At 62.8% G+C, this 26,893-nt stretch carries 23 protein-coding genes and 1 pseudogene; 14 read left to right on the top strand and 10 right to left on the bottom strand.

The window, feature by feature from the left end:
* From NKH67_RS09675 to NKH67_RS09685, 3 genes and pseudogenes are all read left to right on the top strand, one after another.
* On the top strand, window positions 1-963 hold the full coding sequence (locus NKH67_RS09675; RefSeq protein WP_352456890.1) for a homoserine kinase: 963 nt from the start codon (window positions 1-3) through the stop codon (window positions 961-963).
* Window positions 960-1,499 carry a ribonuclease HI gene (rnhA, locus tag NKH67_RS09680; protein WP_352768720.1) on the top strand — a complete coding sequence of 180 codons (540 nt, stop codon included), beginning with the start codon at window positions 960-962 and terminating at the stop codon, window positions 1,497-1,499. The genes NKH67_RS09675 and rnhA overlap by 4 nt, the downstream gene beginning before the upstream one ends.
* Window positions 1,500-1,542: 43 nt before the next feature.
* Window positions 1,543-2,109, top strand: a pseudogene (locus tag NKH67_RS09685) (histidine phosphatase family protein); the annotation flags it as partial.
* 31 nt (window positions 2,110-2,140) lie between these two features.
* Here NKH67_RS09685 and NKH67_RS09690 read toward each other — a convergent pair.
* The 3 genes from NKH67_RS09690 to NKH67_RS09700 all read right to left on the bottom strand — a co-directional run bounded on the left by NKH67_RS09690 (window position 2,141) and on the right by NKH67_RS09700 (window position 4,163).
* Window positions 2,141-2,620 (bottom strand): DUF2938 domain-containing protein, encoded by a 480-nt coding sequence (locus NKH67_RS09690; protein WP_352969332.1) that lies wholly within the window; start codon window positions 2,618-2,620, stop codon window positions 2,141-2,143.
* A gap of 153 nt (window positions 2,621-2,773) precedes the next feature.
* The gene (locus tag NKH67_RS09695) at window positions 2,774-3,274 is read right to left on the bottom strand and encodes a peroxiredoxin (protein ID WP_352969330.1); all 501 of its coding nucleotides are present in this window, start codon (window positions 3,272-3,274) and stop codon (window positions 2,774-2,776) included.
* An 82-nt stretch (window positions 3,275-3,356) separates the two neighbouring features.
* Complete coding sequence (locus NKH67_RS09700) at window positions 3,357-4,163, bottom strand: protein-disulfide reductase DsbD domain-containing protein (RefSeq protein ID WP_352969328.1); 807 nt, start codon at window positions 4,161-4,163, stop codon at window positions 3,357-3,359.
* Between the two features lie 147 nt (window positions 4,164-4,310).
* Between NKH67_RS09700 and NKH67_RS09705 the strand changes: the two genes are divergently transcribed.
* Window positions 4,311-4,919 (top strand): YqgE/AlgH family protein, encoded by a 609-nt coding sequence (locus tag NKH67_RS09705; protein ID WP_031211061.1) that lies wholly within the window; start codon window positions 4,311-4,313, stop codon window positions 4,917-4,919.
* A 23-nt stretch (window positions 4,920-4,942) separates the two neighbouring features.
* Here NKH67_RS09705 and NKH67_RS09710 read toward each other — a convergent pair whose 3' ends face one another.
* The 4 genes from NKH67_RS09710 to thrC are packed head-to-tail and all read right to left on the bottom strand — an operon-like array spanning window position 4,943 to window position 11,150.
* Window positions 4,943-7,831 carry an EAL domain-containing protein gene (locus NKH67_RS09710; RefSeq protein ID WP_352969326.1) on the bottom strand — a complete coding sequence of 963 codons (2,889 nt, stop codon included), beginning with the start codon at window positions 7,829-7,831 and terminating at the stop codon, window positions 4,943-4,945.
* Between the two features lie 2 nt (window positions 7,832-7,833).
* Window positions 7,834-8,430, bottom strand: a complete 597-nt coding sequence (locus NKH67_RS09715) for a GNAT family N-acetyltransferase (protein WP_352470647.1) — start codon at window positions 8,428-8,430, stop codon at window positions 7,834-7,836.
* Between the two features lie 15 nt (window positions 8,431-8,445).
* On the bottom strand, window positions 8,446-9,738 hold the full coding sequence (locus tag NKH67_RS09720; protein ID WP_352470646.1) for a M16 family metallopeptidase: 1,293 nt from the start codon (window positions 9,736-9,738) through the stop codon (window positions 8,446-8,448).
* 14 nt (window positions 9,739-9,752) lie between these two features.
* On the bottom strand, window positions 9,753-11,150 hold the full coding sequence (thrC, locus tag NKH67_RS09725; RefSeq protein ID WP_352969324.1) for a threonine synthase: 1,398 nt from the start codon (window positions 11,148-11,150) through the stop codon (window positions 9,753-9,755).
* A gap of 128 nt (window positions 11,151-11,278) precedes the next feature.
* On the opposite strand from thrC, the gene NKH67_RS09730 reads away from it, so the two are divergent.
* Window positions 11,279-11,977, top strand: coding sequence for a hypothetical protein (locus NKH67_RS09730; RefSeq protein ID WP_352540096.1), 699 nt, complete (start codon window positions 11,279-11,281; stop codon window positions 11,975-11,977).
* A 38-nt stretch (window positions 11,978-12,015) separates the two neighbouring features.
* On the opposite strand, the gene NKH67_RS09735 is transcribed toward NKH67_RS09730, so the two are convergent.
* Window positions 12,016-12,705, bottom strand: coding sequence for an HAD family hydrolase (locus tag NKH67_RS09735; RefSeq protein WP_254818468.1), 690 nt, complete (start codon window positions 12,703-12,705; stop codon window positions 12,016-12,018).
* Between the two features lie 180 nt (window positions 12,706-12,885).
* Between NKH67_RS09735 and NKH67_RS09740 the strand changes: the two genes are divergently transcribed.
* Complete coding sequence (locus tag NKH67_RS09740) at window positions 12,886-14,019, top strand: site-specific DNA-methyltransferase (RefSeq protein WP_352470643.1); 1,134 nt, start codon at window positions 12,886-12,888, stop codon at window positions 14,017-14,019.
* A 65-nt stretch (window positions 14,020-14,084) separates the two neighbouring features.
* Here NKH67_RS09740 and NKH67_RS09745 read toward each other — a convergent pair whose 3' ends face one another.
* Window positions 14,085-14,696: an HAD family hydrolase gene (locus NKH67_RS09745; protein WP_352470642.1), complete on the bottom strand. Its 612-nt coding sequence runs from the start codon at window positions 14,694-14,696 to the stop codon at window positions 14,085-14,087.
* Between the two features lie 11 nt (window positions 14,697-14,707).
* Window positions 14,708-15,820, bottom strand: a complete 1,113-nt coding sequence (mutY, locus tag NKH67_RS09750) for an A/G-specific adenine glycosylase (protein ID WP_352470641.1) — start codon at window positions 15,818-15,820, stop codon at window positions 14,708-14,710.
* 49 nt (window positions 15,821-15,869) lie between these two features.
* Between mutY and NKH67_RS09755 the strand changes: the two genes are divergently transcribed.
* The 8 genes from NKH67_RS09755 (at window position 15,870) to nadE (ending at window position 26,886) form a co-directional block, all read left to right on the top strand.
* Window positions 15,870-16,370, top strand: a complete 501-nt coding sequence (locus tag NKH67_RS09755) for a DUF721 domain-containing protein (RefSeq protein WP_352470640.1) — start codon at window positions 15,870-15,872, stop codon at window positions 16,368-16,370.
* 129 nt (window positions 16,371-16,499) lie between these two features.
* Window positions 16,500-17,234 carry a DsbA family protein gene (locus NKH67_RS09760; protein ID WP_352470639.1) on the top strand — a complete coding sequence of 245 codons (735 nt, stop codon included), beginning with the start codon at window positions 16,500-16,502 and terminating at the stop codon, window positions 17,232-17,234.
* Window positions 17,235-17,351: 117 nt separating this feature from the next.
* Window positions 17,352-20,810, top strand: coding sequence for a chromosome segregation protein SMC (gene smc / locus NKH67_RS09765; protein ID WP_352470638.1), 3,459 nt, complete (start codon window positions 17,352-17,354; stop codon window positions 20,808-20,810).
* Window positions 20,811-20,919: 109 nt separating this feature from the next.
* On the top strand, window positions 20,920-21,891 hold the full coding sequence (locus tag NKH67_RS09770) for an NAD-dependent epimerase/dehydratase family protein (RefSeq protein ID WP_353030683.1): 972 nt from the start codon (window positions 20,920-20,922) through the stop codon (window positions 21,889-21,891).
* 185 nt (window positions 21,892-22,076) lie between these two features.
* The gene (gene asnB / locus NKH67_RS09775; protein ID WP_352470636.1) at window positions 22,077-24,014 is read left to right on the top strand and encodes an asparagine synthase (glutamine-hydrolyzing); all 1,938 of its coding nucleotides are present in this window, start codon (window positions 22,077-22,079) and stop codon (window positions 24,012-24,014) included.
* 19 nt (window positions 24,015-24,033) lie between these two features.
* Complete coding sequence (locus NKH67_RS09780) at window positions 24,034-24,297, top strand: acyl carrier protein (protein WP_353030720.1); 264 nt, start codon at window positions 24,034-24,036, stop codon at window positions 24,295-24,297.
* Window positions 24,298-24,319: 22 nt separating this feature from the next.
* Window positions 24,320-25,882, top strand: a complete 1,563-nt coding sequence (locus tag NKH67_RS09785) for a class I adenylate-forming enzyme family protein (RefSeq protein ID WP_352470635.1) — start codon at window positions 24,320-24,322, stop codon at window positions 25,880-25,882.
* Window positions 25,879-26,886 (top strand): NAD(+) synthase, encoded by a 1,008-nt coding sequence (gene nadE / locus NKH67_RS09790; RefSeq protein WP_352470634.1) that lies wholly within the window; start codon window positions 25,879-25,881, stop codon window positions 26,884-26,886. Before NKH67_RS09785 ends, nadE begins: the two co-directional genes overlap by 4 nt.
* Window positions 26,887-26,893: the final 7 nt, after the last annotated feature.

The raw sequence follows: 26,893 nt of genomic DNA on the forward strand, positions 1-26,893 counted from the left end.
ATGGCGGTCTACACCGACGTCAACGAGGGCGAGCTCGGCGCATTCCTCAGGAACTATCCGGTCGGCGACCTCTTGTCCTACAAGGGCATCGCCGAAGGCACCGAAAACTCGAATTTTCTGCTGCACACCAGCAGCGGCTCCTACATCCTGACTCTTTACGAGAAGCGTGTCGACAAGGCTGACCTGCCGTTCTTTCTCGGCCTCATGGCCCACCTCGCCAGAAAGGGCATTTCGTGCCCGCTCCCGGTCACCGCACATGATGGCGGCGTGATCGGAACACTTGCCGGCCGGCCGGCGGTCATCATCACCTTTCTCGAAGGCCTGTCGCTGCGGCGGCCGACGGCTGCGCATTGCGGCGAGGTCGGCAAGGCGCTGGCGGCACTGCATCTCGCCGGCGCGGATTTTCCGATGACCCGCCCCAACGCCCTTGCCATCGATGGCTGGCGCAAGCTGTGGAATGCCGCCCGCGCCCGCGCCGACGAGGTCGAGCCGGGACTGGCGGCCGAGGTCGATGCCGATTTCGCCGATTTCGAGCGGAACTGGCCGAACGGTCTGCCGCAAGGCATCATCCATGCTGATCTTTTCCCGGACAATGTGTTTTTCCTCGGCGAGAAACTGTCCGGGCTGATCGACTTCTATTTCGCCTGCAACGACCTCTATGCCTATGACGTTGCCACGTGCCTGAACGCCTGGTGCTTCGAGAAGGATTTTTCCTTCAATCTGACCAAGGGCACGGCGCTGCTTGCCGGCTACCAAAGCGTGCGGCCGTTGAGCAGTGACGAGAAAGCTGCGCTGCCGATGCTGGCGCGCGGTTCGGCGCTGCGCTTCATGCTGACCCGGCTCTACGACTGGCTGACGGTCCCGGACGGCGGCCTGGTGATGAAACGCGACCCGACCGAGTATATCCGCCGGATGCGCTTCCACCGGGCGATCAACTCTCCTTCCGAATATGGACTGACATGACCAAGCGCGTTGAAATCTTCACCGATGGTGCCTGTTCGGGCAATCCCGGGCCTGGCGGCTGGGGCGCAATCCTGCGCTTCAACGGCGCAATCAAGGAGCTCCATGGTGGCGAGGCTCTGACCACCAACAACCGCATGGAATTGTTGGCGGCCATCTCGGCGCTCAATGCGCTCAAGGAGCCTTGCGTCGTCGATCTTTATACCGACAGCAACTACGTCAAGGACGGCATTTTCGGCTGGATCGACGGCTGGAAGCGCAACGGCTGGAAGACGGCCGCCAGGCAGCCGGTGAAGAATGCCGAGCTGTGGCAGCAGCTCGACGCTGCGCGCAACCGCCACCAGGTCACCTGGCATTGGGTCAAGGGCCACGCCGGCCATCCCGAGAACGAGCGCGCCGACGAATTGGCGCGGCTCGGCATGGCGCCATTCAAGACGAAGTCGGCGAAACCCGTGCTCGCGTCCGTGCCGCCGGAGGAAGGCACCCGCTCCAGGCAATCGGCGGCCAAGAAGGTTCGGCGCTCGACGCAAAGCTATTGAATTCCGGCTGCGGGTCCGCTCTCTGGCAGGAAGAGTTCTTATCATGCCGATTGCATACTACATCACGCATCCCCAGGTTCAGGTCGATGCCAACGTTCCAGTGCCGGAGTGGGGACTGTCCGACATCGGGCGAGCGAGAACATCTGCAATGCTCGATCAGCCGTGGGTTGGGTCGATCCGGCGGATCGTGTCGTCGGGTGAACGCAAGGCGATACAAACCGCCGAGATACTCGGAAGGCATCTCCGCCTTGCAGTCGAGGTGAGGGAACGGATGCATGAGAATGACCGATCGGCAACCGGTTTCCTGCCGCCATCGGAGTTCGAAGCGGTCGCCGACCAATTCTTCGCCAATCCAAACAGCAGCATTCGTGGATGGGAGCGAGCTATCGAAGCCCAGCGTCGTATTCTAAGCGAGGTAGACACTGTGCTACGCACCGACGCCGCTGTCGACGTTGCTTTCATAGGTCACGGAGGTGTCGGAACGCTCCTGCTGCTCTCTTTGAGCGGTCGGGAAATCAGCCGCGAGGCGGATCAGCCAGCGGGCGGTGGGAACTACTTCGCATATGATATCAGCGCGCGTCGCGTTATCCATGGATGGCAGCCGATCGACAGGCCGACGCAGCGCCGCGACGGTCAATTACCTATCGGATCAGAAGAGCGGTGCCGAACAGTCCGATGGCAAACACCGTATGCGAAACTAGATTGAGGGCGCGGACCTGCATCGGATTGGGCCGCTTCGAAGCGGCCCAGCCGGCGCCCATGCCGGGCGCCAGCAGAAACCACCCGGCGCCGACGGTGACGATGCCGAGCATAAAAGCCGGCAGGAAGGTCGGCGTGGTGAGCCAGGCCGTTCCGGCCAGCACGACCAGTATGACGCCGTAGACGATGCCGACAGCATAATGAAAGGCCCAGCCAAGTACTGATTCATGCGGGTAGGGCGAGGCCTCGCCAATGTCGTGATGGAAGACCTTGCCTTCCCTGAGATGCCAGACCCAGCGGCCGACCAGCCCCCAGTTCGGCCGCGGCTGAGCAAATGCCTTGTTCAGGAAAATCGCCCAGAGATCCATAAGCGCGGTTGCGCCGACGCCGATCGCGACGCTGCGCCAGACGATGTCAGACATAATCGAGGTCCCCAGAAGCAAGCAGTCCCGAAGGGCCGACGCATGGTCCCGAAAACCGGGTCGGCTTTCGGAAGGATCATGCGCCGATGCAAAAGTCAGCGTCCTTTGGACGTTGAGCGCTCGAAGGCGCCCTTTGCCGTGCCTGGCCTAGATCTAGGCTGTCGCCAGGACGGAAAGCTGTCCGAGAATGTGAGCCGCACCGGATTCGTCGACGCCGGGCTTTGTCTCGACATTGAGTGCGGTGATCTTGCCGTCATCGACGATCATCGAAAAACGCTTCGAGCGTAGCCCCATGCCGCCGCTGGAGAGGTCGGCGTCGAGGCCGACGGATTTGGCGAAATCGCCATTGCCATCGGCAAGATAAAGGATTTTGCCTTCACCGCCGCTGAAGCGGGCCCAGGCCCCCATAACGTGAACATCGTTGACCGAGACAACGGCGATAGTGTCGACGCCGCGCGCCAGGATGGCGTCGTAATTGTCCAGGTAGCCGGGCAGATGATTGTTGCTGCAGGTCGGCGTGAAGGCGCCTGGAACGCCAAACAGCACGACCTTCTTTCCTGAGAATATCTCGCCCGTCGTTATCGGCTTTGCACCGTCGGCGGTCATTGTCTTGAAGGTCGCATCGGGCAGTTTGTCGCCAACGGAGATCGTCATGATGGTCCTCGCTTGGAAATGGAAGGGAGTGTCCTTGCGATAGCGAATTAAGGCGCGCCCGGCAACCGTCCAGACGTTGGCATCACGGGAATGGCAACAGGCCTTCGACCGCGCCTGCGGCACTTGTCAGCGTGTAGTGCAGGCCGCCATCGGTTGGCGTTGTCGACGGCCTGTCGAGGATCGGCACAGTAAAGATGAGCTTGCCATCCTTTTCGGTGCGTGCCGGGGCACCGAACATGTAGTCGCGTTCGCCGGCAACGAAGAAGTCGGCGCCCTCGGGGCTGCCCGGAAAGCTCGCTTCGACAATCAGCGTTTCGTGGTCGCCCGGCAGTACGTTTATGCCGAAATCGGGCGTTGCCGTGGCGGGCAGGGTGGCAAGGCCTGCCTTGACCAGTGCCGCGTCCTCGGCGTTGTCCGGATCGGCGCCGGGATCGACGGTCAGCCTTGTCTGCACCGGGATGCAGATGGTTTCGCAGATGCCGAGGAAAATGTCCGCATCGATGACGGCCGGCTGGCCGGGCGTGGCAAGCGTAAACGTCACCGGCAACGAAACCGGGTGGTCGTAGCCGGCCCATTTGCCATAGCCGTCGTCATGGCGCTGCGGCGGCGGAAACGAAAGCGTCGCGTCGGCAATGTTGGTGCTGGCCGAGACGTCGATCTGTGGCGGCACGCCCGCATCGCCCGGATCGCGCCAATAGGTCTTCCAGCCGGGCTTCAGCGCAATGTCGAGGACGCCCTGGAGACGCCCGGCCTCATCGGCCTTGCCGCTCGTCACCAGCCGCACCCTGCCGCCTTCGCTATTGTACCAGGCCGATGAGGAGGCTGAGGCGGGGAGGCCGGTCGCCGATCCAATGGCCACGCCAAGCAGCAGGATTTTCAAGATTTGCATGGCAATGATTTGATCGTCTGTTGATGGCCGCACAATGATTTCATGACGCCGCCGGCATCATATTTGCGTGACCTTCGATTTACGAGCCTGATCAAATCGGGCGCCGCCCATCTTTTCGACGCCCCGGAAACGCGTTACGCTGTGGCCATGGATTTGTTGCGCCATAAAAGGACGGCCGCAGGACCCGGCTTTCTCGACGATCAGTTCCTGATTGCCATGCCCGGCATGAAGGATGACCGCTTCACGCGCTCTGTCATCTACATTTGCGCGCACAGCGACGAAGGCGCGATGGGGCTGATCATCAACCAGACGCAGCAGATGCTGTTTCCGGACCTGCTCGTGCAACTCGGCATCATGAACGAGCTGGAGGCAATTCGCCTGCCGCCACCGGCGCGCGACTTCGTCGTGCGCAATGGCGGACCGGTGGATCGTAGCCGCGGCTTCGTTCTGCATTCGGGCGACTACCGGGTGGAATCCTCGCTCGCCGTGTCCGACGATGTCTGTCTGACCGCGACCGTCGACATATTGCGCGCCATCTCCTCCGGCCGCGGACCCCGGCGGGCTCTGATGGCGCTCGGCTATGCCGGCTGGGGTGCGGGCCAGCTTGAAAACGAGATCGTCGAGAATGGCTGGCTGACTTGCCCGGCAAGTGCCGAGCTTCTGTTCGACGCCGACATCGATCGCAAATATGACCGGATCCTCGCCTCAATCGGCATTGATCTCGCGCATCTCAGCCTGGCTGCCGGTCACGCCTGAACCTCATTACGTCCTGAAACTTGTCACGCTTGGGTCAACGGATACTGTTCCTTCAGCGTCTTCAGCACCTGATCGCCCGGCATCGGCGCGCCGAACATGAAGCTCTGCACGTATTCGCAGCCCATCTGCCGCAACTCCAGCGCATCGCTCTCGTCGGAAATGCCTTCGGCGACAACCGACAGGCCGAGTTCATGCGCCATATTGACCATGGATTTGAGCAGCACCGCACGTTTCGGCGTCGCGTCGTCGACGAAGCTCTTGTCGATTTTGATGGTGTCGAACGGAAAGCGCGTCAGATAGGCCAGCGATGAATAGCCGGTGCCGAAATCATCCAGCGACAGGCCGATGCCAAGCTGCTTCAGCTTGGTCAGCACATGGGCGGTCTGCTCGGGATTGTCCATCACCAGCGATTCGGTGAGTTCGAGCCGGAAGCAGCGCGGTTTCAGGTTGGCTCGCGCGATCACCGAGCGGACGTCGCTGACCAGGTCGCGGCGGATGAGCTGACGGCTGGACAGATTGACCGAGACCGACAGCGGCGCATCGCCGATCTGCTTTTGCCATCCCGCCAGGTCTTCGGCAGCCTGTTGCATGGCGAACAGCCCAAGCTGCACGATCAGGCCGCAGTTTTCGGCGACCGGAATGAAATCAGCCGGCGGGATCATGCCGCGACGCGGATGGTCCCAGCGCAGCAGCGCTTCGAAGCCTGCGACGCTGCCGTCCTCCAGCCGCACGATCGGCTGGTAGGCAAGCGTGAATTCGCGTCGTTCGATGGCGCGGCGCAGATCGGACTCGAACTGCAGCCGGTCGGTGCCGACGGTGCGGAAGGCGGGACGGAATGGCTCGATCCGGTCGCCGCCGAAGCGCTTGGCCTGATGCATGGCAAGCTCGGCATCCTTGACCATGTCCTCGGCTGAGGTCTGCGTGGCGGTCCAGGTGATCAGCCCGATCGAGGCGGTCAGCACGATCTCGCGCTTGGCGAAGGTGATCGGGTTGTTGATGGCGTGCTTGATGGCATCGGCAATGCCCGCGATGCGAGCCGGATCCTGCTCCGACAAAAGCATCAGCGCGAACTGGTCGCCGGCAAAGCGCGACAGCGAATCCTTCGGCTTGAGCAGCCGGTGCAGCCGCCGCGCGATGGTCAAAAGGATGGTATCGCCGGCCGAGATGCCGAGCCCGTCATTGACCTGCTTGAAGCGGTCGATGTCGATGACGAAGACGGTCGGGCGCACCTTCTCTTCGGTGCGGGCGATCGAAATGATCGCCTCCAGCCGGTTCATGAACAGCTCGCGGTTGGGCAGGCCGGTCAGATTGTCGTGCACGGCGTCATGCAGCAGCCGTTCCTCGGACTTCTTCTGCTCCGTCACGTCGACCATGGTGCCGACGCAGCGGATGACCTCGCCGTCCGAGCCGATCACCGGCCGGGCGCGCAGCGAAAACCAGTGATAGTGCCCGTCGGCGCCGCGCAGGCGGAAGTTTTGCGACACCCGGCCGCGCCGGTGCTCGAGCACCACGTCGAGTGTCGTGCGAAACGTGTCGCGGTCGTCGGCATGCAGCACCGGCAGCCAGTTGCGGGCGGGCCCGCCGAGACTGTTGGGGGCAAGGCCGAGCTGAATGCTGACGTCGGGACGAGTGACGACGCGGTCGCGCAGCACGTCCCAGTCCCACACGGTATCGCCCGATCCGGCAACCGCCAGCGCCTGCCGCTCGAGATCGGAGAACAGGCCCTGATGCAGGGCGCCGCCGGCAAAAGCGTGCTGCATCACCGTGAAGCCGATCAGCAGGATGATGAGGATCAGCCCGCCGCCCAGCGCCGGCTGGGCGATATCGTTGTCCAGCATGCCGGTGATTGCCATCCACGATCCGCATAGCCACAGCAGAACCATCACCCAACTGGGCACCAGCATGATGGCGCGGTCGTAACCGCGGATACCGAGGAAGATGATCAGGCCGAGCCCGGTCAGCGCGGTGGCGGCGAAGGACAGCCTGGCAATGCCGGCGGCAACCGCCGGATCGATGATGGCGACACCGGCGATCAGCACCAGCCCGAGAATCCAGACCAGCGCGCCGTAGCTGAAATGGCCGTGCCACCGGTTGAGGTTGAGATAGGCAAACAGGAACACCACGAAGGTCGCCGCGAGCGCCACCTCCGTTCCGGCGCGCCACATCTGCTCATTGCCCGGTGAGATCTCTATGATCTTGTTGAGAAAGCCGAAATCGACGCAGATATAGGCAAGCACCGCCCAGGCTAGGGCCGCCGTTGCCGGGAACATCGAGGTCCCCTTGACGACGAAAAGAATGGTCAGGAACAGCGCCAGCAGGCCGGCAATGCCGATGACGATGCCACGAAACAGCGTGTAGGAATTGACCGAGTCCTTGTAGGATTCAGGGTCCCACAGATAGACCTGCGGCAGCTTGGGCGAGGCGAGCTCGGCGATGAAGGTAATCACCGTTCCGGGGTTCAACGTGACCCGGAAGACGTCGGCGTCGGGGCTGGTCTGGCGGTCGAGCGCAAAGCCTTCGCTGGGCGTGATCGCGGCGATACGGGTCGAGCCGAGATCCGGCCAGAACAGGCCGGAATTCACCAGCCGGAAATGCGGTGCGACAATCAGCCTGTCGAGCTGCTGGTCGGTGGTATTGGCCAGCGCGAACACCGCCCAGTCACCGCTCGAGCGCGCATCATTTGCCTCGACCTCGATGCGCCGCACGATGCCGTCCGGGCCTGGCGCGGTCGACACCTGAAAATTCTCGCCCTGGTTCCGGTAGATCAAGACGGCCCCCGAAAGATCGAGCGCAACGTCGTCGCGGGCGATCTTGATCGGTTCTACCGCAAAGGCCGAGGACGCCGCGCAGAGCGTGACGATTGCCGCCAGCATAAAGGCAAGCAGCGACCCGTTGCGCAGAAAATTCGTCAAAATCAGCCCTTTGTTCCAACGCCCGGCGGATCGTCCGCGATTCGGGCGTATAGGTAATGGTCCTGCCAGATGCCGTTGATCCTGAGATAGGATCGTAGCAGTCCTTCGCGCCGGAATCCGGCTTTTTCAAGCACGCGGATCGACCGGGCGTTGTCGGGAATACAGGCAGCTTCGATCCGGTGCAATCGCAGCGTTTCGAAGGCGAAACGCGTCACCACTCTTACGGCATCGGTCATCAGGCCGCGTCCGCTGAAGCGCTCGCCGATCCAGTAGCCGATATGGCCGCTTTGGGCGACCCCGTGGCGGATATTGCCGAGGGTGATACCGCCGGCCAGCTTGCCGCTGCTTTTCTCGAAGATGAAGAAGGCGATCGCCGTCCCCTGCGCGTAGTCCTCGCGGTAGCGCCCGATACGATGCCGCCACGCCGTGCGGTCGAGTTCGTCAGGGGTCCATCGCGGCTCCCACGGCTCAAGGAAGGCGCGGCTTTCACTGCGCAGCACCGACCACTCGCGATAGTCGTTGGTCAGCGGTACGCGCAGCGTGACAAGCTCGCCCTTCAGTGCCGGCAGGTCGCGGCGAAAGAAAGGGAGCGCGAACACGACGCTCGAGTAGGCTTAGACGGCGAGCTTGCGGGCAGTGGTCTGCGTGCCCGAAAGCGAATCGAGGATCGCCTCATAGGGCGCGAGCGTACCCACCGGCCCGACGGCTGTAAGCGTCGGCTTGGTCGAAAAAAGCCGCGACGACAGGTCCGTCAGCCGCTCGACCGTCAGCGCCGACAGCCGCTCCATCAACTCTTCCTTGGCTATCGGCCTGCCGAACAGAAGCAACTGCCTGGCGATCTGCGAGGCGCGGCTGGCCGGGCTCTCGGCCGACATGATCAGCCCGGCGCGGTACTGCGCACGCGCCCGGTCGAGCTCCTCCTGCAGGATGTTTTCACCGGCCTTTTGCAGCTCGTCGATGATCACAGGCACCAGCTCGGCAATATCGCTTTGTCCGGTCGCCGCATGGACCCCGAAGACGCCCGTGTCGGAAAAACCCCAATGGAAGGCGTAGACCGAATAGCACAGGCCGCGTTTCTCGCGGACTTCCTGGAAAAGCCGCGACGACATGCCGCCGCCCAGGATCATCGACAGGACCTGGGAGGCATAGAAATCGCGGACGTGATAGGCGCGGCCCTCGAAACCCAGCACGATCTGCGCGTCCATCAGGTCGCGGTCCTCGCGAAAATCGCCGCCGACATACTGCGCATATTGCGGGATGGTGCCGTCGGCCTTGCCGCGGAAGCTGCCGAGACGCTTTTCGACCTCCCGCACGAAATCGTCGTGCTTGATATCGCCGGCCGCCACCATCACCATGTTCTCGGCGCCGTACTGTCGTTCGATGAAGTCGTGCAGCTGCTTCGAAGTGAAGGATTTGACGGTTTCCGGCGTGCCAAGAATCGAGCGGCCGATAGTCTGGTGGCGGAAGGCGGTCTCGGTAAAGTGATCGAAAACGACGTCGTCGGGCGTATCGTGCGCGGCGCCGATCTCCTGCAGAATCACATGCTGCTCTCGTTCCAACTCCTGCGGATCGAATTCGGATTCCTGCAGGATGTCGGAAAGGATATCGACGGCCAGCGGCACGTCGTCGCTCAGAACCCTTGCATAATAGGAGGTCGTCTCGACGCTGGTGGCGGCATTGATCTCGCCGCCGACGTCCTCGATCTCCGAGGCAATCTCGAAGGCGCTTCGCCGACTGGTGCCCTTGAAAGCCATGTGCTCGAGCAAGTGCGCCATTCCGTGCTCTTCGTCACGCTCGTTGCGTGCGCCCGACTTGACCCAGGCGCCAAGGGCAACAGATTCGAGGCTTGGAAGGGTTTCGGTGGCGACTGTCAGGCCGTTCGACAGACGGCTTACCTCAACACCCATATGGCAATTACTCCCTAACGCGCCGCCCGCGTGTGGCGGCCGACATAATCTTCCACCATTTTCAGGTCGGATGGAAGTACCGTGTATTTTTCCTCGGCACTCATCAACCCGCCTAGCCATGCAGGCAGGGCAGGCGACACGCCGCTGGCGGCTTCGACGGCGGCGGGAAACTTTGCCGGGTGCGCAGTGCCCAGCACCACCATCGGCACCTCACCCGCAGCCTTGCCGGCGGCCACATGCACGGCCGCGGCGGTATGCGGGTCGAGCAGATAGCGGCTCGCCGCAAGTGTGGTGCGGATGGTGGCGGCGACCTCGTCCATGGTGGCGCGGCCGGCGTCGAATTCGGAGCGGATCTTGGCGATTTCGCCGGCCTCGATGGTGAAGGCGCCGGACTGCTTGAGCCCGTTCATGTAGCGCCGCACGGCCGAGGCATCGCGGCCGGACGCTTCGAACAGCAAGCGTTCGAAGTTCGAAGACACCTGGATGTCCATCGAGGGGGACGTGGTCGAAAAGACCCCCTTCATGCGGTATTCGCCGGTTGCCAGCGTGCGCGCCAGAATATCGTTGTCGTTGGTGGCGATGATCAGCCGTTCGATCGGCAGCCCCATCTTCTTGGCGGCATAGCCGGCGAAGATGTCGCCGAAATTGCCGGTCGGCACGGTGAAGGAAACCGGCCTGTCGGGCGCGCCGAGCGACAGCGCGGAGGAGAAATAATAGACGATCTGGGCCATGATGCGGGCCCAGTTGATCGAGTTGACGCCGGACAGCGATACCCGGTCACGAAAACCGTGGTCGTTGAACATGTCCTTTACCAGGCTCTGGCAGTCGTCGAAATTGCCTTCGATCGCCAACGCATGGACGTTTGCGGCGGTCGAGGTCGTCATCTGCCGCTGCTGTACCGGCGAGACGCGGCCGTGCGGGAAAAGCACGAAGATGTCGGTGCGGTTGCGCCCGGCAAAGGCATCGATGGCGGCCCCTCCGGTGTCGCCGGAGGTGGCGCCGACAATGGTGGCGCGCTGGTCACGCTCGGCCAGCACATGGTCCATCAGCCGTGCAAGAAGCTGCATCGCCACGTCCTTGAAAGCGAGCGTCGGGCCGTGGAAGAGCTCGAGCACGAAGCTGTTCGGCCCGGTCTGCACCAGCGGGCAGACGGCCTCATGGCGGAAGGTTGCATAGGCTTCGCGCACCAGCCGTTCGAACACCGGCGCCGCGATCTCGCCGCCGAGGAACGGCGACAGCACGCGGATGGCAAGATCGGGATAGGCAAGGCCGCGCATGGCGCGGATCTCGGCTGCGGAAAAATGCGGCCAGGCGCTCGGCAGGTAGAGCCCGCCGTCGCGCGCCAGTCCGGCCAGCACCGCGTCGGAAAATCCAAGCGCGGGCGCTTCCCCGCGGGTACTCACATATTGCATCGTCAAGTTTCCATTGCTGCCGGGAATTTTCGCCCGCCGCGAGGTGGTGGATTTCTGCGCTGGATCAGTCGCATTTTTGCCGCGCGGTTGATATACGTCACCGGCTTTGCGAGAGGGAAGTGCAGTCCATGGCGTTTCATTCATTCAACGGTCGTTTTGTCGCGGGTGTGGCGCTCACCGGCTTTATGCTTGCCGCCGCAGGTTGCCAATCGAGCGACAATGGAATTCTCGGCTTCGGCAAAAAGGATGCGACACCGCCACCGCCACCCGATCCCAAGGTGCTTTCCAGCCAGCTGCAGGCCTATTGCCCGAAAGTGACGTTGCGTGACGGCACCGCCTTCTTCAATACCTACGCCAAGAGCGGTCCGAAGCCGAAGAAAAAAACCGATGTTGCCGCCGAGGAAGCCGCCCAGCCGGCAGCGGACGCGGCAGGCGTCGATCAGCCGGACGATTCCGCCAAGATCATCTATCAGGCTTCGATCACCGATGTGACCCGCGACTGCAGCCGCGCCAACGGCTCCTTGTCGATGAAGATAGCCGTCGCCGGCAAGGTCGTGCCTGGCCCGATGTTCACCCCCGGGACCATCACCATGCCGATCCGCATCGCGGTGATGCACGGCACCGAAGTTCTCTATTCGCAGCTTCACTCCTATCAGGTCCAGGTTACCGATCCTTCGAGTGCCACGCAGTTCGTCTTCACCGATTCCAACGTCGTCGTTCCGGAGCCGACGGCGAAGGACTACCAGGCATATGCCGGGTATGACGAGGGCGCTCCGAAAGTAGCGACAGACAAGCCGAGGAAGAAGAAAGCCGCCGCGACCAACTAAGCCGCTGCATTCGTGCCACGGCGGTTGGAGGCGGCCTCTCAGGCGTCCGCCGACCATTCCGACAGCGCGGCGATCACGCTTTTCAGCTCCGCCCAGCGGCGGATGACCGTTTCCGCGCCGGCCTCGGTCAGCGCATCGGCGTGGCCGGGATAGCTGTGCGCCGCGCCGGTGAAGCCGATGACGCGCATTCCCGCCGTCTTGGCGCCGGTGACGCCATGCACCGAATCCTCGATGACAAAGGTGTTCGCAGGATCGGCCTTGAGCTTTTCCGCGGCGAACCGAAACACGTCCGGCGCCGGCTTGGTTTTCCCGGTCGGAGTTTCCAGCGAGGAAAAGATACGGCCGGCAAAGAACGGCAAAAGCTGCACCTTCTCCAGCATGAATTCGATCCGCTCCGAGCGCGAATTCGAACAGACGCAGCGCGGCACTGCTACCGCGGCGACAGCCTCGTGCGCCCCGTCGATGGCACGCACGTCGCTGCGCAGCCTACGATCGACCAGCTGTTCCTCCTTGTCGATCAGCGAGGCCTGGAACGGGATCCGGGACTTTTCCTCGACCCGCATCATGATGTCCTTGAAAGTCAACCCGGCATAGACCTCGGAAATCTCCTCGGCCGATATCTCGTAGCCGGCCGAGGTCAACAGCTCGGCATCGATCCGCGCGGCGATGATTTCGGAATCGACGAGCACGCCGTCGCAATCGAAGATGACAAGGTCTGGCTGGGGCATGGTGATCCGGAAAGCGGGATGAAGGGAATGCCGAGGGCTTTTTGGTCCAAACGGCTCAGGCGGCGCGGCATACACCAACAGGCCGGGCTTCGCAAATTCGGCGGGCTGCTTCACTGAATATTTACGCTGATCGGTAACCATAACGGACAGTAAACAGTAACGCGTGCCTTGGGTGTCACAATGTCTGCCGTGCGTCTTCTCGACGAGCTTTCCGATGTTCCCCAGCAATCCGAGTGGCTGGATACGATCCTGAAGGGCGACTGCGTCGCCGCGCTCGAACGGCTGCCGGAAAAGTCGATCGACGTGATCTTCGCCGATCCGCCCTATAATTTGCAGCTCGATGGCGATCTGCACCGGCCCGATCAATCCAAGGTCGATGCCGTCGACGACCATTGGGACCAGTTCGACAGTTTTGAGGCCTACGACGCCTTCACCCGCGCCTGGCTGCTGGCGGCGCGCCGTGTGTTGAAGCCCAACGGCACGATCTGGGTTATCGGCTCCTACCACAATATTTTCAGGGTCGGCGCCAAGATGCAGGACCTGGGCTTCTGGATCCTCAACGACGTCGTCTGGCGCAAGACCAATCCAATGCCGAATTTCCGTGGCCGCCGTTTCCAGAACGCGCATGAGACGATGATCTGGGCATCGCGCGACCAGAAGGGCAAGGGTTACACATTCAACTACGAGGCGCTGAAGGCGTCGAACGACGACGTCCAGATGCGCTCGGACTGGCTGTTTCCGATCTGCACCGGCGGCGAGCGCCTGAAGAACGACAATGGTGACAAATTGCATCCGACGCAGAAGCCGGAAGCGTTGCTTGCCCGCGTCATGACGGCATCGACCAGGCCGGGCGACATCGTGCTCGACCCGTTCTTCGGTTCAGGCACCACCGGGGCTGTGGCCAAGCGGCTTGGCCGCCACTTCGTCGGCATCGAGCGCGAACAAACCTATATCGATGCCGCCATGGAACGTATCGATGCGGTCCGGCCGCTGGAAGGCGCCAATTTGACGGTACTGACCGGCAAGCGCGCCGAGCCGCGCGTCGCCTTCGTCACCCTTCTCGACAATGGCCTGGTGGCGCCAGGCGCCACGCTCTACGACGCCAAGAAGCGCTGGGCGGCAAAAGTGCGCGCCGACGGCACGCTGGCCATCGGCGACAGTGCCGGGTCGATCCACAAGATCGGCGCCGAGGTGCAGGGGCTGGACGCCTGCAACGGATGGACCTTCTGGCATTATGAGCGCAGCGGCGGCCTGACCCCGATCGACGAGCTTCGCCGCATTGCTCGGCTAGGCATGGAGCGGGCGGGCGCCTGACGGCTTCCGAGTTGCGGCAGATCGGTTAATGCGAAGGCTCAACCAACTCCTGGAACCGATTCAAATCACACTTTGATCCCAAGACTCTCAAGGTCCGCCCTGAGCGTCTTTGCATCGGTGAACAGCACCGACTGCCAGCCCGCCGCCTTGGCGCCGTCGACGTTCTTCTGGCTGTCGTCGATGAACAGCGTCGCTGACGGCTCGAGGCTGAACGCGGCGACGTGGTGGTCATAGATGGCGCGATCCGGCTTGATCTGGCGGATGTCGCCGGAAACGGTGACGCCGCGCGGCCGATTGAGGAAATCGAAGCGCTCGCGGGCCTCGGCGAGCGTATCTGCAGCGAAATTGGTGAGCATCGTCACGTCATGGCCGCTGTCGATCAGGCCGATCATGATGGCGACGCTGTCCTCATAGGCGTGAGGCACCATCTCGTGCCAGTGCCGGCGGAAATTGCGGATATTTTCGGCGTGCTCGGGATATTGCGCGATCGCCAGCGCTTCGGCCTCTTCCCAACTGCGGCCGCGATCCTGCTCGATGTTCCAATCATGCGTGCAGACATTGTCGAAGAACCATTTCCGTTCGTCGGGATCGGGGATCAAGCGACTGAAGGGCAGGTCCGGATCATAGTGGATCAGCACTTTGCCGATGTCGAAAACGATGTGGCGGATTTCAGTCATTCTTCTCTCTTTCAACGCGGCCGCTGCTTTTTCGTCGCGCCCGGTATCGCCGCTTCGATTACCTTTTTCATGACGCTCGGCAGCGCTTCCCCGGAAATTTCATGGGCCAGCGACCAGAAATGCCCGACCGGGGCGGCAACGTCGGTCTCCGCCTTGAACACGTCGAGTTCAAGCGCAAAATGGGTAAAGATATGGCCGATGCGTCCGGCCTGCTGCCAGTTGCCGGGGAGCGGGGCCGCCGCTTCCGTGGTAGCGCCGTCTATGCGCGCCGTCCAGCCGGTCGTCGGCACCTCAGTCATGCCGCCGAGCAGGCCTTTGTCCGCGCGCTTGCGCAGAAGGATGGCGCCGTCGCACCTGACGGCAACGAAGGCGGCACCGCGGCGTAAGGGTCTTTCGGCCTTGGGCAGGCGGACCGGAAAGCGTTCGGGGTCGCCCGAGATCGTGGCGCTGCAATTCTCGCGAACGGGGCAGAGCATGCAGCGGGGCCGTCGCGGCGTGCAGATCGTCGCGCCCAGGTCCATCATCGCCTGCGCGAAGTCGCCGGGCCTTGTCGGGGGAACCATGCGTTCGACCTGGCCGCGTATCTCGCCCTTGGCCTCGCCCAGCGGCGTGGCGATCGAAAACAGCCGTGAGACGACCCGTTCGACATTGCCGTCGACGACCGCGGCTGGTCGGTCGAAGGCGATCGCTGCGATCGCCGCCGCCGTATAGGCGCCGATGCCGGGCAGTTCCTTCAAGGCGGACTCGCTGTCCGGAAAGCGGCCGCCTTGCCGCGCGACGAGATCGGCACAGGCTTTGAGGTTACGGGCGCGGGAATAATAGCCGAGCCCGGCCCAGGCCTTCATGACGTCTTCGGTCGGTGCCGCCGCCAGCGCCTGGACCGTTGGCCATTTCTGCACGAACGCCCGAAAATAGGATTTTACCGCCTCGACCGTGGTTTGCTGCAGCATCACCTCGGAAAGCCAGACCAGATAGGGATCGGGCCGCGCCCCGCCCGCCAGCGCGCGCGGTGAAACGCGCCAGGGCAAGTCGCGGTGATGCGCGTCGTACCAGGCAAGCAGCCGGGAGGCGATCTCGACATTGTCTCCGGATACGGCCTTGCGGGTCTGGTCGTGCAGTGCCATTGATCGAGGGTCGGCCCTAATCCATTAGTGCTGAAGCTGGAGAACGCAAATGGCAGGGAAAAGGCCCTTCGGCAATCCCGTTCCGGTGAGCGATCTCGCAACCGAGATCCTCGACCCAGTGCTGCGCAAACGGGCCGGTATGTCGATCGGACTGGTCCAGTCATGGGAAGAAATTGCTGGGCCGCGGCTTGCCGGCCGCTCGCGCCCGGAAAAGATCCAGTGGCCGCGCCGCATGCACGAGGACGATCCTTTCGAACCGGCGGTGCTGGTGGTTGCCTGCGAGGGCGTGGCGGCGCTGCATCTGCAGCACGAGACCGGCGAGATCATCAACCGGGTCAATGCCTTCCTCGGTTTCAATGCGATCGGCCGGATCAGGATCGTGCAGAAGCCGGTAATGGCGGGCAAGGACAAGCCGAAACCCAGTTTGCGGCCATTGACTGCGGCCGAGAAAGCGAAGCTGTCGGGCACCGTTGGTTTGATCGAGGACGGCGGGCTGCGCGCCTCGCTAGAGCGGCTTGGCGCCACCATTCTCGGTCAAAAGAAACCGTGATCTCGCGCTATCGTGATGGTATGCCCGGATTTGGCGATTGGAATAGGGGCGGTAATGCCTTAATTCGCGCCAACTCTCGCTTTTTGTAGACTTTGCATTGCAAAATCCAACTATTGCCAGGTGATTCGTATGATCCGTTCCTTGTCCCGCAGAAACCTTTTGACTTCGCTGGTCGCAATACCAGCGGTGGCGCTGCTTGCCGCCTGCAGCGACTCGGGCGAGAAAGCCGAGGCGCAGGATGTGAAGCCTGCGGCTCCGGAACCTGCGAAGCCGGCCGCTCCGGCCGCTCCGGCCGCCGCGGCGGCGCCGGAGGCTCAGGGCACGGTCGATATGGCAGCACTGCTGAAGCCCGGCGCATTGCCCGACATGCAACTCGGCAAGGACGATGCAAAGGTCACCATAGTCGAATATGCATCGATGACCTGCCCGCATTGCGCGCATTTCGCCGAGACCACTTTTCCGGAGCTGAAGACGAAATATATCGACACCGGCAAGGCCCGTTATATACTGCGCGAGTTTCCGTTCGATCCCAGCGCGGAGGCCGGTTTCATGCTGGCGCGATGCTCCAAGGACAACTATTTCCCGATGGTCGATGTGCTGTTCAGGCAGCAGGCGAACTGGGTTGGTGTGAACAATACCAAGGACGCGCTGCTGCAAATCGCCAAGCTTGCCGGTTTTACACAGGAGTCCTTCGAGGCCTGCTTGACGGACCAGAAACTTCTGGACGATGTGAGATCCGTCCAGAAGCGCGGCGCCGACGAATTCAAGGTCGATTCCACACCGACCTTTTTCATCAACGGAAAGACCTACAAAGGGGCGATGTCGATTGCGGAAATGTCGGCCATCATCGACCCTCTGCTCTGACGTTTCGGCAGCGCCGAAGCGGCGTCGCTTCGGCGTACGCACTTCTTTGTCTTGCCGCGGGGTCTCCTTGCAAAACCGCGGAACAGCGTTGCGAAACTTGGCTATGGGCCGGCGCGAATGAAGTTCTCGCGCCTTCGCCTGCTCGGCTTCAAATCCTTCGTCGAACCCGGCGAGTTCGTCATCGAACGCGGCCTGACCGGCATCGTCGGGCCGAACGGCTGCGGCAAGTCGAACCTGGTCGAGGCGCTGCGCTGGGTTATGGGCGAAAGCTCCTACAAGAACATGCGTGCGTCCGGCATGGACGACGTCATCTTTTCCGGCTCGGGAACGCGTCCGGCCCGCAACACCGCCGAAGTCACGCTGTTCCTCGACAATAGCGACCGCACCGCGCCGTCCGCCTTCAACGACGCCGATGAGTTGCAGGTCTCGCGCCGCATCGAGCGCGAGGCCGGCTCGCTCTACCGCATCAACGGCAAGGAGGCTCGCGCCAAGGACGTGCAGCTGCTGTTCGCCGACCAGTCGACCGGCGCCCGCTCGCCCTCGATGGTCGGCCAGGGCCGCATCGGCGAGCTGATCCAGGCAAAGCCGCAAGCGCGCCGCGCGCTGCTGGAAGAGGCGGCCGGAATTTCCGGCCTGCATACGCGCCGCCACGAAGCCGAGCTGCGGCTGAAGGCGGCGGAACAGAACCTCGAAAGGCTGGACGACGTCGTCGGCGAGCTGGAAAGCCAGATTGAAAGCCTGAAACGCCAGGCTCGCCAGGCCTCGCGCTTCAAGAACCTGTCGGCCGACATCCGCAAGGCCGAAGCGACGCTGCTGCATCTGCGCTGGACGCTGGCCAAGACGCAGGAAGGGGAAGCGCGTTCGGCGCTGGCGATTGCCACCGCGCTGGTCGGCGACCGTGCCGCCGCCCAGATGGCTGCCGCCAGGGAACAAGGTATCAACGCCCACCGGCTGCCGGACTTGCGCGATGCGGAAGCCGCTGCCGCCGCCGCCTTCCAGCGTCTGTCGATCGCCAAGGCGCAGATCGAGGAAGAGGCGGGCCGCATCCGCGCCCGCCAGGCAGAGCTCGACCGCCGACTGCAACAGCTCGATGGCGACCTTGCCCGTGAGGAGCGCATGGTCCGCGATAATGCGGATATCCTCGAACGCCTCGCCGCCGAAGAAGCCGCGCTCAATGCCGAAAACGCCGGCGCCGCCGAGCGCGAGGCCAGCACCCGCGCGGCTTTCGAGCAGGCGGCATCGACGCTTGCCTCGAGCGAGGTCAGGCTCGCCGCGCTGACCGCCGAACGGGCGGAGGCTGCCGCCTCGCGCAACCAGATCGAACGGACGCTGCGCGACACCGCTGAGCGCCGCGACCGCTTTGCCCGCCAGCTTGCCGATGTCGACCGCGAACTGTCGGAGATCGTCTCCAGGGTCGCCGGCCTGCCCGATCCCGCCGAGAAGCGGCTACTGGTCGATCAGGCGCTGGCGCTGCTCGAAAAGGCCGAGGCAGCCGCCATTGCCGCCGAACAGGCGGTCGCCGAGGCGCGTGCAGACGAAAGTGCTGCCCGCCCACCGGTTCAGGACACAAAGGCCGAGCTGGCGCGGATCGAAACCGAGGCCCGCACGCTGGCCAAGATCCTCAACGCCGCCAGCGGCGATCTATTTCCCTCGGTGCTGGAGCAGATCAGCGTCGAGCGTGGCTACGAGACGGCGCTGGGTGCCGCGCTTGGCGAAGATCTCGACGTGCCGCTCGACCGCAGTGCGCCGGTGCATTGGGGCCAGAGCGAAATCCAGCCTGCCGACGCCGCATTGCCCGAAGGCATAAGGAGCCTCGCCAGCGTTGTGCGTGCGCCGGCACAGCTGGCCCGCAGGCTGGCCCAGATCGGCATTGTCGAAGCCGCCGACGGAAGACGGCTGCAGACGCTGCTTGCTCCCGGTCAACGGCTGGTCAGCCGCGAAGGCGCGCTCTGGCGTTGGGACGGCTTCACCGCCAGCGCCGATGCCCCGACCGCCGCCGCGCAGCGGCTGGCGCAGAAAAACCGGCTGGCCGAGCTCGATGCCGAAGTAGTCCATGCCACGCGCGCCCTGCGCGAAGCTGAACAAGCCCTTGCCCGGGCCGAACAGGCGCGTGCCCAGGCGAGCGAGGCCGAACGCAACGCCCGACAGGCCGGACGCGATGCCCAGCACGGGCTCGATGCTGCCCGCAATACGCTGGCCGAGGCCGAAAGAGCCGGCGGCGAGCTGTCGAGCCGGCGTGCAGCACTTGACGAGGCGCGCGCACGCATTGTCGACAGCCATGAGGAAACGGCGGCGGCATTCGTCGAGGCGGAAATGCTGCTGCAGGACGCGCCCGATCTCGGCGATCTGCAATTGCAGCTCGAGCAGTCGGCGGCCAACGTCGCCCGCGACCGCGCCGCCCTTGCCGATGCGCGTGCCGTTCACGAGGGCCTGAGGCGGGAAGCCGAGGCACGTGCGCGTCGGCTCGATGCCATCGGCGCGGAACGGTGCAACTGGGTGGAGCGAGCCGAAAACGCCTCGACACAGATCGCGGCGCTCGGCGAACGCAAGGCGGAGGCCGAGGCCGAGCGCGAGCAACTGGCCGACGCCCCCGACGAGATCGACGCCAAGCGGCGCGCCCTGCTGTCGCAACTCGCCGAGGCCGAAAGCCTGCGCAAGGCGGCGGGCGACCGCTTGCAGGAAGCGGAGAACCGCCAGTCCGAGCTGGACAAGGCTGCGACTGCTGCCATCCAGTCGCTGGCCGAGGCGCGCGAATCCCGCGTTCGCGCCGAAGAGCGGCTGACCGCCGCCGACGAGCGTCGGCTGGAAGTCGAGGCGCGCATCCAGGAAACGCTGAACACGCCGCCGCATCTGGTTATCCGCCACACCGGCCTCGAACCCGACAGCCCGATGCCCGAAATGGCCGAGATCGAGCGTCAGCTCGACCGGCTGAAGGTCGAACGCGAACGGCTCGGTGCCGTCAATCTGCGCGCCGAGGAGGAGCAGAAGGAACTGTCGGACCGGCTGGAGACCATCGTCTCCGAGCGCGACGACATCATCGAGGCGATCCGGAAGCTGCGACAGGCGATCCATAGCCTGAACCGCGAAGGCCGCGAGCGGCTGCTCGCCGCCTTCGAGGTGGTCAACGGCCATTTTCAACGGCTGTTTTCGCATCTGTTCGGCGGCGGCACCGCCGAGCTGCAACTGATCGAGTCCGACGATCCGCTCGAAGCGGGGCTCGAGATCCTGGCGCGTCCGCCCGGCAAGAAGCCGCAGACGATGACGCTGCTGTCCGGCGGCGAGCAGGCGTTGACGGCGATGTCGCTGATCTTCGCCGTGTTCCTGACCAACCCGGCGCCGATCTGCGTGCTCGACGAAGTCGACGCGCCGCTCGATGACCACAATGTCGAGCGTTTCTGCAATCTGATGGACGAAATGGCCGCAACCACCGAAACGCGCTTCGTCATCATCACACACAACCCGATCACCATGGCGCGCATGGACCGGCTGTTTGGGGTGACCATGGCCGAGCAAGGCGTCAGCCAACTGGTGTCGGTTGACCTGCAGGCGGCCGAAGCCATGCGCGAGGCAAGCTGACGCATCAGCTTAATGGTGGTCTCCACCTCGGCTTTCGACTATAGCACGACAAAATGGGCCGGATCTGCCGCTCCAGATACCGGCCCGGCTATGCGCGTGGAGAAGCTTGTTGCCTATACTTGTCACCGGAGCCGCGGGGTTCATTGGCAGCCACGTTTGCCACCATCTGCTCGACCGGGGAGAAGCGGTCGTCGGCGTCGACAACATGAACGACTATTACGACCTGGCGCTCAAAAAGGGGCGGCTTGCCGGCCTTCTGCCCCATAAGGATTTTTCGTTCCACCAGATCGATATTGCCGAACAGGGCGCGCTTGCAGCCGCTTTGGCCGGGCAAGGCATCGTTAGGATCGTGCACCTTGCCGCGCAGGCGGGCGTGCGCCACTCACTCGACAATCCGCGGCTCTATATCCGCTCCAATGTCATGGGCCACCTCGAAGTGCTCGAATTCTGTCGCGCCGAACCGGCATTCGAGCATCTGGTCTATGCCTCGTCGAGCTCGGTGTATGGCGGCAACCGCAGCGTGCCGTTCAGCGAAGCCGATCAGGTCGACAAGCCCGTTTCGCTTTACGCCGCCACCAAGAAAACCGATGAGTTGATGAGCCACACCTACGCCCATCTGTTCGGCATACCGCAGACCGGCCTGCGGTTTTTCACGGTCTACGGTCCCTGGGGCCGTCCCGACATGGCCTATTGGATGTTCACCCAGGCGATGCTCAAGGGCAAGCCGATCCGGGTCTTCAACAATGGCGAAATGTGGCGCGATTTCACCTACATAGACGATGTTGTGAAGGCGGTTGTCGCCGTGCTCGACAAGCCGCCGGCGGCTGACGTTCCGCCGAACGGGCTCTACAATGTCGGCAACAACCGGCCGGTGCGTCTGGGCGACTTCATCGACATTCTGGAAAGGCTGCTCAAGGTCAAGGCAATCCGCCACAACGAGCCGATGCAGGCGAGCGACGTCGAGAAGACCTACGCCGACATGACCGCGCTGGAGCGGGATTTCGGCTTCAGGCCTAGCGTTTCGATAGAGGACGGGCTGAAGAAGTTTGTCGACTGGTACCGGCCGTACTCGAAGCAGTGATTTGCACCGCTCGCCGTGATGCCTTCAAGCTGACATCTGAAGTGGGGCGCAAGTCGGTCCGCAAAAAGCATCATTTTGTCCTAACATCCTGTTAACCACATGCTCGCTGAAACGTATCCGATTAACCTTTGAGGCGCTTATGACCGCTATGTTTCGTGGCTTGCTGTTCAGTATGAGCTGGGTGGATGTGCGGATTCGGGGGCTATTTCGGTTCAGTCCGGGATGCGGAAGCTTTGCTTGCGCGCATGACGTCTGCGATCGCCCATCGCGGGCCGGATGAACAAGGGAAATTCGTAGCGCCCGAGGCTGGACTTGGGCATGCGCGGCTGTCGGTGATTGGGATTGGTGATGGCCAGCAGCCGATGTCCGACGAAACCGGCGATTTGACGGTTGCGTTCAACGGCGAGATCTTCAACTACGTGGAATTGCGCGAAGGGCTGCTGGCCAAGGGCCGACGCTTCCGCACGTCGAGCGACACAGAGGTTCTCCTGCAGCTGTATGACGAGATGGGCGAAGACTGTCTGTCGCTCCTGAACGGTGATTTCGCCTTCGCGATTTGGGATAACCGGCGGCGGCGGATGGTGCTTGCAAGAGACCGCATGGGTGTTCGGCCGCTGTTCTACACCAGCAAGGACGGGGTGCTCTACTTTGCGTCGGAGATAAAGGCCCTGCTGACGGTACCCGGCGTCTCGGCCGAAATCGATCCAATTGCACTCGACCAGATCTTTACGCTGTGGGCGCCGATCGCTCCACGCACGGCTTTCCGCAACATCCACGAGCTGGAGCCGGCAAGCGTGATGATCGCGACACAGGGGCAAGTCACGGTCAAACCATATTGGCACCTAGACTACCCGTATCCGGATAGGCCATCGAAGATCACCAATGAGGACGACGCGGCCGAGGAACTGCAGGCCCTGTTGACCGACGCGGTGAGGCTTCGCATGCGCGCCGACGTGCCGGTCGGTTCTTACCTTTCGGGCGGGCTCGATTCATCCCTCGTTTCGGCACTCGCGGCCGGCATGACTCCTCTTAAGCTGCAGACATTTTCCGTGACGTTCGACAGCGGCGAGCATGACGAAAGCGCCTTCCAGACCGAAATGGCGTCAGCACTTGGCACACGCCATCGAACCATTGCGTGTCGTGCCGGCGATATCGCCGGTGCGTTTCCCGAAGTCATCCGCTTTACCGAGCGGCCGATCATCCGCACGGCCCCAGCCCCCCTCTATCAACTGTCCGGCCTCGTTCGCCAGGCCGGTTTGAAAGTAGTGCTGACAGGCGAAGGCGCCGACGAGGTCTTTGCCGGCTATGATGTCTTCAAGGAAGCGCGGGTTCGCCGTTTCTGCGCGCGACAGCCGGCATCGCGCATAAGGCCACAACTGTTCCGCAAGCTTTATCCCTATCTGCCGGGCCTGCAACAGCAGTCCGTGGAGTACCTGGCTGCGTTCTTCGGAACCGGCAGCGCTGCCCTGGACGATCCGCTGTTCTCGCATCGGCCGCGTTTCAAGACCACATCAGCGGCGAAGATGTTCTTTTCCGGTGACCTGCGCGCGACATTGAAGGGGTATGACGCAGCCGAGGACCTGGCCAGCCGGTTGCCTGAGGCGTTTTCCCGGTGGCATCCGCTGCATCAGGCGCAATATCTAGAAACCCGCTTCCTCCTGCCGGGCTACATCCTCTCCAGCCAGGGCGATCGCATGGCCATGGCGCACGGTATCGAAGGGCGGTTCCCCTTCCTTGACCATCGCTTGGTGGAGTTTGCGGCAAGACTTCCGCCGGAGATGAAGCTGAAGGGACTGGTGGAAAAACACATATTGCGCAAAGCTGCCAAGCACCTGCTTCCGACGGCCATCCGCGAGCGCACCAAACAGCCTTACCGGGCGCCGGAAGCCCGCTCCTTCGTGGGAGCCGGAGAATTGGACTACGTACGCGACTCGCTGAGCGAGGCGAGTATCGCCTCCGGAGGACTATTCAACGCCAAGGCGGTGGCGAACCTGCACGAGAAATGCCGCTTGCAGCCAGCGTCCGGATTCCGCGACAATGCGGCTTTCGTCGGCATTTTGTCGGCGCAACTGTGGCAGAAGATTTTCACCGGCGAAAAGGTCGGTGAAGCACGAGCGGCCTGAGAAATCGAGGGAATGAAAAATCATGGTAGCAATCAAGGACAAGGTCAAAACCTTTATCGTCGACAACTTCCTGTTCGGCGACACGTCCTACGAGCTTGCAGACACCGCATCACTGATCGAGAACGGCATCATCGACTCGACGGCCGTGTTGGAGCTAGTGGCATTCATAGAGGATGATTTTGGCATAGCGATGGTCGATGCCGACATCGTACCGGCCAATCTGGATTCGATTGACAGTATCTCAGCCTTCGTCAAGGCAAAAGCAGAAGCGCTGGCAGCATAGGCGCCATCGGTGAGGAGCGTCCGTGCGGATCGAACATTTTCTGACGGCGAAGGCCGCTGCCCATCCAGCCAAAACGGCATTGATCACCGAGCACAAAAGGCTGTGCTACAAAGAGCTGGACGATCTCTCGAGCCGCTTGGCCGCCGCCCTTTTTTTGAATGGCGTCAGGCGCGACGACCGGGTGCTGATCTTCATGGACAATTGCTGGGAGGCTGCGGTTTCGATTTTCGCAGTTCTTAAAGCAGGCGCGACTTTCAGTCCGATCAACGCATCCACCAAGGCCGAAAAGCTAGCCTACATCATCGCCGATTGCGATGCCGCCGCGATCCTCACGCAAGCAAGACTGATGCCCGTGGTCGCCGAGGCGTCCGGATCCTCCGGCGAGACGTCCTCCGGCAAGACCGGCATCTTCGTGGCTTCCACCGTTGCTGCCGATAGCCAATGCCCGGCAGGGGCCACATCCCTGGCGGAGTGCTTGACGGTCCAAGTCAGGGAGATTGACCATCGCGGCGTTGACGTCGATCTTGCGATGTTGATCTACACCTCGGGCTCGACCGGCCGGCCCAAGGGTGTGATGATGACGCACCGCAATTGCGACGCGGCGGCCGACTCCATCACCAACTACCTGCGCAACTCGCCCGACGACATCATCTTGAATGTTCTGCCCCTCGCTTTCGACTACGGCCTCTATCAATTGCTGATGGCCGTCAGGCTCGGCGCCACGCTCGTGCTCGAGAAGTCCTTCGCTTTTCCCCAGGCGGTCTTTGAACGCATCCGCCAGGAAGGCGTCACCGGGCTTCCGCTCGTGCCCACGATGGCAGCGATGATCCTGCAGTTGAGGGACCTGGCGCCGGGCTTCCTGCCCAGCCTTCGCTATATTTCCAACACGGCGGCTGCCTTGCCGCCGCCTCACATAGAACGCCTTCGGTTCCTTTTCCCCGGTGTCAGGCTCTATTCGATGTATGGCCTGACGGAATGCAAGCGCTGCACCTATCTGCCGCCCGAGGAGCTCGACCGCCGGCCGGGCTCGGTCGGAATAGCCATTCCGAACACCGAAGCCTTTGTCGTCGACGACGAGGGGCAACGGGTGCCGCCGGGCGTAGCGGGTGAGCTGGTCATTCGCGGGCCGCACGTCATGCAGGGTTATTGGCGAAACGAAGCTGCGACGGCACGAGCCCTGCGCCGGGGTCCGAACCCTTGGGAGAAGGTTCTCTACACCGGCGATCTTTTCAGGGCCGATGAGGAAGGCTTTCTTTATTTCGTCGGCCGCAAGGACGACATCATAAAGTCGCGGGGAGAGAAGGTGGCGCCCAAGGAAGTGGAAGCCGTGCTTCACGCTCATCCGGGCATCGCGGAAGCGGTGGTTGTCGGTGTGCCGGATCCCGTGCTCGGGCATGCGATCGGCGCAGTTATAGTACGGTCCGACCCGGCGCTTACCGAAAAGGATATCATACGTCACTGTGCACGCCACCTTGAGGACTTCATGGTCCCCAAGGTCGTCGAGTTCCGCCGCGAGCTGCCGAAGACCGATACCGGCAAGGTCAGCCGTCGGCTTGCGGCAGAAACCATGGAGGCCGCGCAATGAATGTTCGCCCGACCGAGGATGCGCGGACCTTTCTGGCGCAGGCTCTGGCAATCGACCTGATCACCGAAACGGACCGTATCGTAACGGCCTTGCGCCAGCAGTTGCGCGGGCTTCGCAAGCGGGGCCTTGTGCTCGGTCTTTCGGGCGGGATCGATTCGAGCGTGTCGGTCGCGTTGGCGGTACGAGCCGTTGGCCCCAAGAATGTGCTTTGCCTGTTCATGCCGGAAAGCGATTCCGATCCTGAAAGTCTGCGGCTCGGCCGCCTCGTCGCCGAAACTTTCGGTGTCGAGGCTGTGACGGAGGATATCGGGCCGATCCTGCGCGCAATGGGCTGCTACAGGCGTCGCGACGCCTTCATCCGCGAATTGGTCCCGGAATACGGCGAAGGCTGGGCTTCGAAGATCGTGATCGCGAACGCCCTTGAGGGCGGGGGCTACAATATCTCGTCCCTGGTGGTGCAAGACCCGGAGGGCAAGCAGACGAAACGGAGAATGCCGCTGCCTGTCTATCTCGGCGTCGTCGCCGCTACCAATATGAAGCAGCGCACCCGCAAGCAGATTGAATACTATCATGCGGATCGCCTGAACTTCGCCGTTCTTGGAACCCCGAACCGGCTGGAATACGATCAGGGTTTCTTCGTGAAGAACGGTGACGGCGCCGCGGACGTCAAGCCGATTGCCCACCTCTATAAAACACAGGTCTATGCGCTTGCGGCCCATCTCGGTATTCCGGAAGAAATCCGCAACCGGCCTCCGACCACCGATACCTACTCGCTGGCGCAGACCCAGGAGGAGTTCTACTTCTCGCTTCCCTATGACCGTATGGATCTTTGCCTTTACGGTCTCAACAACGGCGTGGCGGCTGAGGTGGTGGGGCAGGCGGCGGGGTTGGCCGCCTCACAAGTGGAACACGTCTGGGCCGATATCATCGCCAAACGCAAGGCGACGCGTTATCTGCACATGCGTCCGCAACTCGTCGAGGAAGTCGAAGAACTCGGTACCTGACCTGCTT

It is taken from the genome of Mesorhizobium sp. M0968, from assembly GCF_040319065.1.
Classification (GTDB): Bacteria; Pseudomonadota; Alphaproteobacteria; order Rhizobiales; family Rhizobiaceae; genus Mesorhizobium.